This is a genomic window from Terriglobus sp. ADX1, from assembly GCF_036877645.1.
Classification (GTDB): Bacteria; Acidobacteriota; Terriglobia; order Terriglobales; family Acidobacteriaceae; genus Terriglobus.
Genome location: NZ_JAEDXV010000001.1, coordinates 164,206 through 177,985, shown reverse-complemented (window position 1 = coordinate 177,985; position 13,780 = coordinate 164,206). Strand labels below are relative to the sequence as shown.

General features: G+C 53.6%; 7 protein-coding genes. 4 read left to right on the top strand and 3 right to left on the bottom strand.

Annotation, left to right across the window (positions count from 1 at the left end; genetic code table 11):
* Window positions 1-105: 105 nt before the first annotated feature.
* The 3 genes from JAO32_RS00795 (at window position 106) to JAO32_RS00785 (ending at window position 6,819) form a co-directional block, all read left to right on the top strand.
* Complete coding sequence (locus tag JAO32_RS00795) at window positions 106-1,452, top strand: hypothetical protein (protein ID WP_334236642.1); 1,347 nt, start codon at window positions 106-108, stop codon at window positions 1,450-1,452.
* 42 nt (window positions 1,453-1,494) lie between these two features.
* Window positions 1,495-5,025: a TonB-dependent receptor gene (locus tag JAO32_RS00790; RefSeq protein WP_334236641.1), complete on the top strand. Its 3,531-nt coding sequence runs from the start codon at window positions 1,495-1,497 to the stop codon at window positions 5,023-5,025.
* 90 nt (window positions 5,026-5,115) lie between these two features.
* A complete protein-coding gene (locus JAO32_RS00785) occupies window positions 5,116-6,819 on the top strand; it encodes a glycoside hydrolase family 2 protein (RefSeq protein WP_334236640.1) in 1,704 nt (567 codons plus the stop codon).
* Here JAO32_RS00785 and JAO32_RS00780 read toward each other — a convergent pair.
* Together JAO32_RS00780 and JAO32_RS00775 are read right to left on the bottom strand one after the other, a co-directional pair.
* Window positions 6,800-8,050 carry an MFS transporter gene (locus JAO32_RS00780; protein ID WP_334236639.1) on the bottom strand — a complete coding sequence of 417 codons (1,251 nt, stop codon included), beginning with the start codon at window positions 8,048-8,050 and terminating at the stop codon, window positions 6,800-6,802. The genes JAO32_RS00785 and JAO32_RS00780 overlap by 20 nt on opposite strands.
* Before the next feature lie 19 nt (window positions 8,051-8,069).
* Entirely contained in the window at window positions 8,070-10,295 is a 2,226-nt protein-coding gene (locus JAO32_RS00775) for an FAD-dependent oxidoreductase (RefSeq protein ID WP_334236638.1), read from the bottom strand.
* Between the two features lie 247 nt (window positions 10,296-10,542).
* Here JAO32_RS00775 and JAO32_RS00770 point away from each other — a divergent pair, with 247 nt between their 5' ends.
* Window positions 10,543-12,711, top strand: a complete 2,169-nt coding sequence (locus JAO32_RS00770) for a TIM-barrel domain-containing protein (protein ID WP_334236637.1) — start codon at window positions 10,543-10,545, stop codon at window positions 12,709-12,711.
* Between the two features lie 60 nt (window positions 12,712-12,771).
* Here the strand turns inward: JAO32_RS00770 and JAO32_RS00765 are convergent, their stop codons facing one another.
* On the bottom strand, window positions 12,772-13,773 hold the full coding sequence (locus JAO32_RS00765) for an HAD family hydrolase (RefSeq protein ID WP_334236636.1): 1,002 nt from the start codon (window positions 13,771-13,773) through the stop codon (window positions 12,772-12,774).
* Window positions 13,774-13,780: the final 7 nt, after the last annotated feature.

Genomic DNA, 13,780 nt, shown 5'->3' with positions numbered 1-13,780 from the left:
GAATGCCGCCGCACCGCGATACTCCTGCTCTTTGCAGCAATTCCTGTCTGTGCTGTTGCGCAAAATCAAGGCGATTACACGCTCCGGTATGGCCAGCCGCACCAGGTGATTCGTGGACTGGGATTCGAAATCCAAAGCGACACCATCGCATCCGGCAATGCCGGGATGCCCGAGGAAGTCATCGCCGTTCCACACGATCTGACACCGGCGGAAAAGGTTCGTTTTGCGAAAGAAATGTTGCATGGCTTCCGTTATGCGCGACTAGCCATGGGGCTATATCTGCGCGGTCTGGATGCGGATCAAAAGCACATCGTGGAGCGCTATCCAGGGCAGATGGCGGACCTGAAACAGATGCAAGACTTGTCCGGCATCCAGGGTTTTGATGTGGAGTACTGGTCGCCTGCTCCCTATTGGAAGCTGAACAAAACCTATTATGGCGGCCCCATTGCCGGACATGATTCGCAGTTCGTAGACCAGTTCAGCGATGCAATGGTGCAGGATCTTCGTTATTTACAGTCTCATGGTCTACGCGTAGCCCAATGGGGATTACAGAACGAACCTGTAGTGGGCCATCTGAAATCAACGCCCGGTGCTGCCGCCGGTACGGACAAAGGACAGTCGTACTCCACCTGCTTCTATTCACCGGAGGACTATCACACCGTCCTTACAGCTACCGCCCCGAAAGTCCATGCGCTGTTCCCTACCGTGGAGATTCATGCACCTAGCTGGGACGGTCCCGCAGGCCCGTATGCGGCAGAGATTCGTAAGGACCCAGCACTGCTGAAACAGATTGATGCCTGGACATGGCATCAGATTGGCCACAACTCAAACGACCAGATCGCACTGCGCGATAAATATCTCGCAGGTGCAGGAGGTAAAGCGGTTTACCAAAACGAATACGAGTACCAGCCCTGGGACAAGAGCATGCCGGTTGATGGCTACTTCATGAACACCGGGCAGGCCTTGATGAACTGGATGACGTTTGAGGATTCACCGGTCTGGTACTGGATTCATGCGTTGAAGCCTGTCTCGAATGTAGAAGCCACGGGATATGCGTTGGGTTTCTGGCGTCCTGAAGGCGAGTTGAAAAACAACATTGCACCCACAATCCAGCCAGGCCATTGGGATTACAACCCGCACAGCTATAACGCAATCGCGGGATTTTTGAAATACCTGCCGTGGGACTCTACGCGGCTTGCTGTTGATGAGAGCGAAGTCCGCAATGACCAACGCATTCTCGTCTGGCGTTCAAAGGATGGTCGATTGGGCATTGCTCTTTCCAATCGTGGCAATGCGCCGTTCCAGTTTCATCTGCATGGAGTTCGTTCTGCTCAGCTCAGCGGGCACCGTTACACCGTGCAGTCACGTGACGTTTCTCTTTCCAACAAGAAAGTATCCGCGGATCTCGTAATTACGGTGCCGCCGCAGAGCTTCGAGTTCTGGATTGGGTAAGTAGCAGTACATAAAAACACAGACCTATCCTGGGGTGAAGGTATGTTGAAGTCCTTGAGGCAAACGCAACTGGCACGAACAGCCGTGCTGGCTACGCCCATTTTCCTGTGTGCGCTTCCACTCTATGCACAGCAGGGAACGGGCAACATCTCTGGAACAGTGCACGATTCCAGCGGTGCAGTGGTTCCCAACGCTACCGTCGATATTGAGAACGTCGACCGTAACGACGTTATCCATCTGACGACAAACGACGCTGGTTTTTACAACTCGCCGCCACTTAATCCTGGCAGCAACTACCGCGTAACCGTCACACGACAGGGTTTCGGAAAGTCTGTCATTAGCCACATCATCGTAACCGTGGGTCAGCGCGTGGACGAAGACGCCACACTGACCGTTGGCGGTGTGAACGACACGGTAGTTGTGGAAGCAACGCAGGCTGCTGCGCTTGATACGACGTCCGCAACATTGGGTGCTGTGATTGGTGAAAAGTCCATTGAAGAACTTCCGCTGAATGGCCGTAACACCATCGCATTGACCACACTGACACCCGGTGTTCGGATCAACACCACAGTGGCGCAGTCCGGTTTTGCTAACCGTGGCACCAACTTGTCGGCGATCTCGATCAATGGTTCTCCCACAGGATCGAACTCATACATTCTTGACGGCCAGAGCAACCTCTCGACTACGACCGGCGAAATCGCGGTGAATCCCACGGTAGATGCCATTCAGGAATTTAAGGTACAAAGCGGCGTGTTCTCTGCTCAGTATGGCTTCACACTGGGCGGTGTCGTGAATCTGGTTAGCCGTAGCGGCACCAACACGATTCACGGTTCAGCCTATGAATTCCTGCGCAACGATGTATTCAACGCGCGTAATTACTTCGCTCGTACAGGCGTCGTTTCGAAGCCCGTGCTGCGCTATAACCAGTTTGGTGGTTCGATGGGCGCGCCGATTGTGAAAGACAAGGCATACGTCTTTGGGAACTTTGAAACCTACCAATTCAAGCAGGCATCGCCGCAGTTTCTCAGCGTTCCTACAGCGGCGCAACGGGCGGGCGATTTCAGCCAGTTGATTGATGCCAACGGAAACTTTATTCCGCTTTATAACCCGTACACGACGACGACCACGACTACAGGTGGCAACACGGTCTATACGCGTCAGCGTTATGCCAATAATCAGATAACAAACCTTGATCCGGTTGCTGTCGCTTATCAAAACAACTTCTATCCGCTGCCGAACAACACGCCAGCTACCGTTGCACAGCAACGTACAAACACGAACAATTACCTGTTTAATGCGCAGGGACTATCGCACATGTACAACGCGCTGGGTCGCGTGGATTACCACCTAGGCGAGAAGGACACGCTCTTTGGGCGCTTTGCTTACTATCAGAACTACACCAACGGTGGAACTGGTGGCGGCACGTATTATCCGAATCCCATCGTGGCTAATCGTTACGACACTTACACTGCAGAAGAGCTTCTCATTGGCGACACGCATGTGTTCTCTTCGTCATTGATTAACGATCTTCGACTCTCCATTGAACGCCAGGAATTCCCTTTCCAGGCAGCGAGTGCGGGGCAGAATTGGCCGCAAAAGCTGGGTCTTCCCTCCAACGTTCCCAACTTTGCAATTCCGACTGTGAGCAACGGACTGCCGGGCTCGAATCAGACGATCGGCTACCGTGCTTACACACTGCCTGAAGTTACGGACACCGTTAGCAAGGTTATCCAACGTCACGCGCTTAGCTTCGGCTTCGACTGGCGCTACAACGCCGGTGCGAACCTGCAGCGCAATACACCGTCTGGTAGCTTCAGCTTTGCAGCAAGTCTTACGCAGGATCCATCCGGTGCCGCTGCTGCAGCAGGTACAACAAACTCTGGAAATACGTACGCCACGTTTCTTGCGGGTGCTGTCAGTTCCGCAGGCATCACTACAAATTTGGGTGAATTAGACCGATCATTCAGCGTGTCTGGTTTCGTTCAGGATGACTGGTCAGTGTCAGATCGACTGACACTGAACCTTGGCCTACGCTATGACTTTCAACAGCAGCCTTTCGAGCAGAACAATGGCTATAGCAACTTCAATCCAACACTCAGCTCTGGCGGTTATACCGGCATCATGCAGTATGCGAATACATCAGGTGTAGGTCGCAACTTCGTGCCGGAGAGCTATCGCGATTTCGGCCCACGCCTTGGCTTCGCCTATCAGCTTACGGGTGATGGCAAGACAGTCCTGCGCGGCGGCTTTGGAATCTACTATCCACTGTTCTTCAACTCCATCTACACCGGCCAGACGAATGGCTTCTCATCCACCAGCACAAACTACAACGCGACCACCAACCAACCTGCGTTCCAGTTCAAGAACGGTTTCCCCTACGATCCGTTGCAGCCTGGTGGTGCATCATACGGCCCGCTCGGCTTCCTGGGTCAATCCGTGGGCTATCAGACGCCGGGTGCATGGAAATCACCACAATCGCAGCAGTACACACTGAGTGTGCAACGCCAAATTCCTTATGACGTTGTGCTACAGGCTACGTATGTTGGCAACCACGGTGTTCATCTTCCCGCAGGCGGATGGAATATCAATTCGCTGAATCCCAGCTACTTCTATCTGGGTAAGACGTATCTGCAAACGCAGGTTGCCAATCCCTATGCCGGTAAGTTCGCAGGTTCACTCGGAGCTGCAACGGTATCACGTCAGACGCTGCTCAATCCGTTTCCGTACTACTCCACCATCTCTACATACAACGCGCATGTAGGCAACCTGCACGCGGATTACTTAGAACTGTCGGCGCAGCGGCAGGCAAAGAACGGTCTCACCGTTCTCTTCGGATACACCATGGGCAAGCTGCTTACAGACAGCGTCAACTCGCCGTTGGCGTATCTAAATGGCCTGGCATCGAACAACGGCTATCAGAACCCCTACAACCGTGCAGCAGAATACTCATTGGATCCGTCAGATGTTTCACAGCGTGCCACAATCAGCGCACTCTACAACCTGCCTTTTGGTAAGGGCCAGCATTTCGATCTGCATAGTGGCTTGCTCAATCGAGTGGTTGGTGGATTCCAGCTCAATCTGATCGGTGTATTCCAGACAGGTACACCGCTCGTCATCACCGGAGCAAACTCACAAGGCACTGCAACGCGTCCGAACTACGTACCGGGTGTGAGCGTAGTGAACAAGAACCAAAGCATCAATGCGTGGTTCAACACATTGGCTTTCCAGAACCCGGATGACTACACCTTTGGCAATGTTCCGCGTACCCTGCCTCATGTTCGTGGACCGGGAACACAGAACTTCGATCTTTCCATCTTTAAAACGACAGAAATCTATGGTCGATTCAAACTACAACTGCGAGCGGAAGCATTTAACTTCCTGAACCATCCGAACTTCGGCATGCCAGGAACAGGCTTCGGTGCTTCTACCAACCCCGTGGTCAACGGCAACGGTGTCAGCGCCGGTTGCGCCACAGCAGGGGCGGGTGGATGCAATACAAGCTCCTCCTTCGGTGTGATCAGCTCAGCTGCCGATGGACGTTCGCTGCAGCTTGCAGGCAAGATCATTTTCTAAGGATTGGAATACGCCTCCCACTCTGCAGGACGGAGATTTCCTTCTCCGTCCTGCTTTTCTTTACGGAAGAAAACACAGGAGAAACAAAAGATGAACTACCTTCGCACCACCGCTGCTGCTCTTGCCCTGATGACGCTTGCCAGCACAGCCTTCGCCGCGGAGCGCATCTCATTGGACGGTAGCGGCTGGACCTTCAAAACAACATTGGATAATCCGGTTCCCGTGGAAGTTCCACATTGCTGGACCGGTACGGAACGGTGGCGTCATTACATTGGTTCGGCACTCTATCAGCGCGATTTCGATGCGCCATCGCTCAAGCCAGGTCAGGTGGTCCGTCTTCATTTTGACGCAGTGTATGACGTAGCTACGGTGTGGGTGAACGGTAAGCGTCTGGGTACGCACGAAGGCGGATACACCGCCTTTGAATATGACGTGACCTCGCTGCTGAAGCCCGGGAAGAATCGCATTCTGGTTGAAACGAACAATATTCCCACGGTGAGTTCCATTCCTGCATTGGCTACGGGGAATCCTTCCTCTGTCAATAACAATGGACGCATCACGATCGTGGGATGGCTCCCCTATGGCGGCATTGTGCGGCCAGTGAGCCTGCTGGTGACGGATGCGGTCTATCTGCGCAACATGAAGGTGGATGCCAAGCCTGACCTAAAGACCGGCGACGCGACCATCACTGTGCACGCATGGGCCCACAACGGCAGCAATGCCGACCGCACAGCCGACATCACGGGAACGGTCGCTGGACTGCCTGTGTCGTTCCCTCATAGACGGATCGCCGCCAATGGCGATGAGGAACTTACCTGGACAGGCAAGCTATCTCACGCGCACCTTTGGAGTGTCGCCGATCCTTTCCTCTACGATGCGCATCTACAGACAGCCGGCGATGCGCTGGATGCGAAGGTTGGCGTACGCGATATCCGAGTCGTTGGGACGGAGCTGCAGCTTAACGGCAAGACGGTCCATCTGTACGGTGCGAATCGTGTCGGCGAAGATCCAATCGACGGCTTGATTGAATCTGACGCCACGATTGAACGTGACATGAGTGACATGCTTGCGCTGAACATGCGCATGATGCGCATTGCGCACTATCCTCAACCGCCCGCGTTGCTGGATTATGCAGACAAGCACGGCATGTTGATCATTCCTGAAGCTGGTAACTGGAACATGAGCGCGTGGCAGATGGCTGACCCTGATATTCGCCAGCGTTTTCAAAAGCAACAGCAGGAGATGATTGAGCAGGAATGGAATCATCCATCGGTCATTGCGTGGAGTGTGGGCAACGAATACGAATCCTACACACAGGAAGGCAAAGACTGGACACGAGACATGCGTGCGTTCTCGCTGAAACTTGATCCGACTCGTCTCATTACATTTGCGGACCGCTACACCGGCGATCCTGCAGTGAAGACAGGCGCAGATGATGCAAGTCAGTACAGCGATTTCGTCTCTATCAACACCTATGGCAACTATGCGAAGGCATTCGATCACGTCCATACCCTCTATCCAGATAAGCCAATCTTTGTGACGGAATTCGGGAAGATGGGAGAGCCCGGGCTACACGATCCCAAACGCACAGCAGACATTACAGATGCAGTGAATGCGATGAAGGCGAGACCGTGGATGATTGGCGGCTCGTTGTGGACGTGGGCGGATTATCGCTCGTTCATTAGTGGCACGCCGGACAGCGGCATTCGCAGTTGGGGTGTGGTGGACTTCCTTCGCCAGAAGCGGGACAGTTACCCCGTGGTGCAGCAGTTATTTAAGACGGAACTTCCGTAGCCACTTCAAGCTGCTGTGGCATGTGACCTTCTTCCCTGCTGGTATACACCGGCCACAGCAGCGTAATGGCAATGGGATGCAACACAGCCATCAAGCAAAATACCGGCGTGTAACCTCCATGCATCACCAGATAACCAACAGCCTCACTGGAAAGCATTCCACCAAAACCGCTGCCCATTGCGATCAGACCTGCCGCCTTACCTAACTGTTGCTGAGAATACAGATCCACCAGCACCGCTGTAAGCGTTGCAAGCCATCCCATATGCGCGAATGCAATCAACGCAGCAATCAAGATGGATGAAAGTGTTCCGGGAACGAATGCTGCCAAAGGGCTCAAAGGAACAATGCAAGCTGCGACAAGCATGATGCGCCGATAGGCGATGCCCGGGCGTATTCCAGAACGAATCATTCGCCCGGAAATCAAGCCTCCCATCAGCGTGCCAAGGCCACCTCCTGCATAGACAATCCATCCCACCTTCGCGACAGATCCCAAAGGCAGATGGCGAGCGCTGAGTAGATACTTCGGAAACCAGAACAGCAGGAAGTACCAGACAGGATCAGTAATACTGCGTGCGATCAATAACTTCCATGTTGCAGAACGTCGCAACACCGCCATGGCACCGGCCTTCGCGGGTTGCTGCAATGTGGCACCGTCGTTGCCGCGGTAGATCCAGAACCACACAGGGACGAGAAGTAAACCTGCAACACCGTCCAGAAGAAAAATAGAGCGCCATGGAAGATGCGTTGTGACCGCTGTGATGATGGGAAGCGCAACAATCGCCCCCACAGTTGCGCCCATTGTGTAAATGGAGATCACCAGTGGACGTCGCTTCTCGTCGAAGGTTTCTCCTACTGCCTTCGGGGCAGCAACCCACAGCCCCGGTTCTCCAAGCCCCAGGCAGAAACGAGCAAGACCAAGAAGCCACGCGGTACTCACAAAGGCAGTTGCAGCTTCTGCGAGAGACCACCAACCCACAAAGACCGCCATGGAACGACGCGTGCCAAGTTGGTCAGAGATGAATCCTGAGATGCCATAGGCAATGGCAGAAGCAAAAAGAAAGAGGCTAACGATGTGCGCATAGCCCTGGTCATCCAGATGCAGAAGCGCCTGCATGCGCGGCGCCACTACGGAAAGACTTTGACGATCAAAGTAGTTCACCAGGGCAATCAGAAAAAGCCATATCACCAACTGCCACTGCCGCGCGCTCATCCGGCTGTTCTGCTTCTCCACAGCGCTCTCCTATTTTCGATCAGTAGCAACGTACTTCAAAGATCGCCGGTATCGCATCACCATGACCCACAATCGTTATGGTGAGTTCTCCGGTTGTAACTGGCTCTGCAAGAGCCAATGTGTAACGCGTCTGGTGGTTCTCTTCTACGTGAGCCAGAACGCTATCGTCCGCGCGGAGTTCAAATGCGGTGACACATGCCGGCATCACACGCTCCGGATGTCCCATCAGGACGGACTCCATAGGATGATCAAAATCCGTATCAAAACCAAGCACGACCTGGCGAATGGTTTGAGGTTCATCCCACGTTAGTTTCAACATAGGCTGCGCATCATTCTTTTCCGGTAGCCATGCATTCACGCCGCTCCATGGGCGTGCAATTCCGTTGCGTACATTCTCTGCCGCGAAGAGATCAAGTGCTGGTTCAAATCGCATAGCCAGATTGCGCGCTTGGGGCCTGCGTGTCGGAAGCCAGAATGCAAAGGTATCCACACCAGAGCCTTCCGGCGGCGACTGCACCGTGCTCTTCGCAACGGCTTTATTCATCTTCTGAGCAAGCGTCAAAATTCCTGTTATCTGTTCTGTGCTCAATGCAACAGATACATCCTCATTAGTGTGCAGCATGACAAACGCATGAGTGGACGAGGGCATGGCTGCGGAAAATGCAATCACTGTATCCTGCTCGCCTTCTTTTAATGCGACAGCCACCGCGTCCAGTTTCACATCGGGAGTCGTATTTCCTTCGCGGCTGCCAATCCACAACTCACAGCGGAGTTCAGTAGCAACCTTTGCCCGCACAGGCAATGTAAACCGCGGCACAGTGCCTGCAGCCAATGGCACCAGCAGGGCCATAGGCTGCGACAATGCCTCCCATTCACCAGAGGGTATTAACTCAGCGAGTTTCAGTGTTGAACTAGCCGTGATGTTCGCGCTCTGAGCTTTGTCCTGCTCATCGTGTAGATGCGCACCGGGAATGTGTTGGCCGTGTGCAAGCAGAGCCTGCTGCAGACGGGTCATGCGCTCTGGTTTTGTGAGATCACGCGGCAGTACCTTTTCATGCTTGCAGAACACTGCTGCCATGCCCACTACCTGTGAATTGTGAGCGCACGTAGCCATCACACGCGTGGAACCGAACGCTATATGTGAAGCGGAAAGGATGCGGCCTGTAAGAAACAGGTTAGGCACGTTGCGGCTGTACATGGTGCGATACGGAATCGTGTAGACACCCTTGCTGTGCCACTGTGTGCAGCCCGGTTGTTGGCTATAAACACCATCGGGGGGGTGCAGGTCGACGGCCCATCCGCCGAAGCTAACGGCATCATCGTGGTGGCGTTGTTCGATTACGTCCTGCTGCGTCAGCATATAGTCGCCTTCGAAGCGCCGGCTTTCACGCTTACCTGGAATGGTTCCCATCCATTCCAGCGTCAACGTTTCTGCTTCAGGGAACTCGCCGGAATTCTTGATGTAATTCCAGACGCCGTAAGCGACCTTCCACAGCTCGTACTTGATCTCTTCCGTTTCATACACAGTGTCACGAGCACCGCCATACTCCAGCCACCACAGACGGCATCCAGAATCCGTCACACGTAGCTCACGGAAACGCGGAATTGCTGTGATGTCCTGCAATGCAAATGAGGGCGCCACATACTTCACAGGCTTGCCGGTATCGCGCGTGTAGAAGTAGAGCGAATGCCCCAACAGTGAGTGATCCTCTGCTTCGGGTGCCAGCAATTCACCAAACTCCGCGCGCGATTCCGCCCCCACACGGAATGCCGCACCTGCAAGAAATCCAAGGATGCCGTCACCGGATGCGTCGCAAAAGAGCGGCGCAGCCATGTTGTAGCGAATCTGGTTTTGACTGCAGAATGCACTCACACTTGTAATGCGACCATCTTCGGTTGCCGTCTCGGCGCTATCAACTGCGGTGTTCAGCAGCAGCGTGATGTTGGATTCCCGCAACGTCCATTCCAGCAGAATGGAGTCGAACACAACGGCGTTCCCTTCAGGATTTCGCCACATGTTTTCCACCAGCAACTCGTCGATCACGCCGCCTTCTCGAGCCCAACGATTGTTGTTGCCCATGTGGGAAGTCGCTCCCAATACCCACAACCGAACCTCGCTGGATGCGTTTCCTCCAAGCACCGGGCGATCTTGTACCAAAATGGTGCTTACGCCCTGCCGTGCTGCGGTAATAGCAGCGCAGACACCTGAAAGTCCGCCGCCGACCACAACAAAATCAGCGTCCATGTTCCGTTGGCGCAATGTCCTCGGCCCGGCCTTTGTACTGGCCCCAGTGGCGCCGATTGTGTCTTTCAGTTCATGCATACGGTCGTGATCCAGTCTGTTCAAGAAGGAAAAAGAACTTGTCAAGCTGACGTCGAAGAGAGTACATGTTAAACGTTAAACCTGTAAAGAACCAGGCGGATTTGAATGAGGTTTCGCCCCGCCTGCTGGAGGATGGACCTTGCTTTGCTTTCGTTCTTCGACAGTTGTCATGGCTGTCGCCGCCCTGCTTCCTTTCAGCGCCGTTGCCCAGAACAGTATTCAGATTTCCGCCTCCGGCATTGTGTTTCACGCGGAACGCTCCGGGGGGCGCTTTTCCATGGAGGGCAATGGCAGCAAAACAATCGCTGCTTCTCCTACCGCTGGCATTTTGATCAACGGAAGTCCGTTAACGCTGGCGGGCACTTGCACAGTATCGCCCTGCACCTTGCATGGCAAGACGACTGCGGGTGAAGCAGCGACTCTCTCCATCCGGATTGAGCCCCACCACGTTGCGCTGACGCTCCATCCGACACATGACGGGGTGGAAGTCCGATTCGTCACGGCTGGCGCATCGCCCGCTTATGGATTGGCAGATCATGCTGTGGAACAAAAGCAGTTCTCCACGCTTGAGAACAAACAATTCAACACCGACGTGACAGGATTTAAAGACGATCTCTTCCTGTCTGGTCAGGGGCTTACAAGGCTTGTTAGCAACTTCATCATTTATCCCAAACAAGGCTTCGCGACACTTCTAATCGATCCCTACCGGAAGGTTGTTCACACTAGCGAGGACGAGATTGTGCAGGGCGTGGAACACTCCCATGGCGATGTCCGCATGCATTATTTCTTCGGCGATCCTCATGCAATTTATGCAGCTTATCTGGCTGCCCGGAATGCCGCGGGATACCGAGTGATGACACCGAAGTATGCCGCGTTTGGTGTGGGATGGGAAGCGTTTGGCGCGCTTGGCTGGGATACCAATCAGAAGACCGATACAGATAGCATCGACCATTATTTGAAGGATGGATTCCCTCTTCGCTGGATTGTGGTGGGTTCCGGCTTCTGGCCTGCACAACCGGAATCGATGCATGAAACCACATCGTTCGGTTACTGGGACAAGGAAAAGTATCCTGATCCGCGCGGCATGTTTCAGCACTTCAAAGAAGAGGGTCTTGTCTCGATGCTTGGCCTTCGCATCACCTTCATCACGACAGGACCTTATTCGGAAGAAGGCGTTAAGCATGGCTATTTTTTGAAAGATGCTAATGGAAAGGCAGAGTCCTTTACAGGAGGCTGGCCCAAGATGCCGTACTACCTTCTGGATGCGCATAATCCTGCCGCTCTGGATTGGTACATGGGATTGGTTAAGAAGTGGCAGGACTACGGCGTGAGCGGATGGAAGGAAGACTTCTATGGTTACGGGAAATATCCTCTGCGCGATGACAAGGTAGATCCAACCAACGATCGCCTAATGGCACAGAACCAACTCATCATTGAGCGCAATGGTTATCTCTCTTCAAATGGCGATCTGCACCGTATTAACGACTTCAACTACAACCAGGATCAGGATCGCGGCCCGGTCAATGCGCTAGCGCTAGCCTATGCAGGCTTCCCTCTGGTGTATCCAGATATTGTTGGCGGAACATTTGGCGAGAGCCACTTTAATACGCAACGCACGCCGCAGATGGAAACCTACATGATGCGCAATGCCATGTGGGCTGCGCTGCACAGCAGCATGGGAATGGGAGAACCGCCTTGGAGCTTCCGTCCCGAGGTTGCCAACGTAATGCGCAAAGCAGCACAACTGCATGACCGTATTTCGCCATATCTCTTCCAATATGGCCGTCGCTTTGCGACGGATGGATATCCGTGGACGATGACACCACTACCCATCGCCTACCCAAACGACATCGCTGTCTATGGACATGAAAACGCAACCGATCGACGTTATGAGTGGTTAATTGGCGAAGCGTTGCTGGCAGCACCGCTATACGGTAATGATTACGCTACCGCAACAACACGGGACATTTACCTTCCGGCTGGCGAATGGATGGATTTTGAAACGGGAACCATCTACCAAGGCAATCAGATACTGCGTGCCTTTGCACTGCCAGTAGAGAAAATTCCTTTGTTCGTTGGGGGAACGGGAATCACGCTGGAAAAGCAGGACAAGGATGTTTTTGCCTGCATCTACCCCATCGCTCCCAAAGGTGCTGCCACCCTATCGTTGCCAAATGATCAGCGTCCGATCCGTATCACTGTTGCAGCCGTGTTGAGGGGAGCGCGCAACATTGTGGTGAAGGATCGTTCAGGGAAGGAGGTAACGGTTACCAAGGCAGGATTCGCTTATCGCTTCCGTCCCACCGCGGGCGAATCTTACACCGTTACCGTTCGTTGAAAACATAATGGGTAAGTAGATCGGCAATCTACTTACCCAGATCGCGCGAAATTCGTTGTGTTATTGTCCGGGGAAAATTGTCTTCCAATCGGATTTCATATCGATAACCGTCCAATGTTTCTCACCCGCCTCGTCCAATGCTTTATCGAGAGTTCCAACTTTCGACGTTCTGTCGTAGGCGTATTCTCTTGCCGCATCGGTATGGTGGACTAATGCACCGAACCGCACACCATTGCCAGCGGTAGCGTACTCCAGCATCTGCTGATCGCCATCGGAATTTCCGAAAGCAGCAATGGGGCGTTTGCCTATGAATCGACCGATATTGACTGGCTTGCCTGGACCATCATTCATCGAATCAAGCTGCGGCAGACGCATCAGGACAGCAGACTCTCCATTGTTTACAAATTCCGTCTTCATCTGCGTTCCAATGACATGTTCGCGCGGAATGCCATAGGTCTTCTCTGTCCAGGGGCGCATGAATTCCTGTTCACCGCCGGACACGATGTAATTGGTAAAACCGTTCGCCTGCAGATAACGCAGAAGCTCAACCATGGGCTGATAGATACATTGAGTAAATGGTCGCTGGAAACGAGGGTGTTTTGCATTCAGCATCCAACTTGTCACAATCCCATCAAACTGCTCATCCGTCATACCGGTATGGGTAACCGCCAGAAGCTCCGCAGTTCCCTTCTCTCCGCTTGCGGCGAGTGCTTTCGCGTCGTGGTTCAACACCGCTGCGAAGGGCTGCTTCTTCTTCCAATCTGGATGGTCCGCTGCCATCTGCTGAATGCGCGCTTCGGTGAAGATCGCCTCGGTATAGATCGGTTGCTCTACCCATAGAGTTCCGTCGTTATCAAAGGTGGCGATTCTGTCTTCCACCGGAACGAAGTTCGGTCCCTTGGCAGTGACCTGGCCTACGAAATCGATGATGGCCTTCTTTGCAGGACCGTCGTTCCATGACGGCAAGGGGTCCACGCTTGCGGTTTTTACGTCAGGCGAATTCTGACATCCTGAAAGAATTAGGCTGCATGCCAGCACAATCGTCGAAACCCGAATCAACATGATGCTC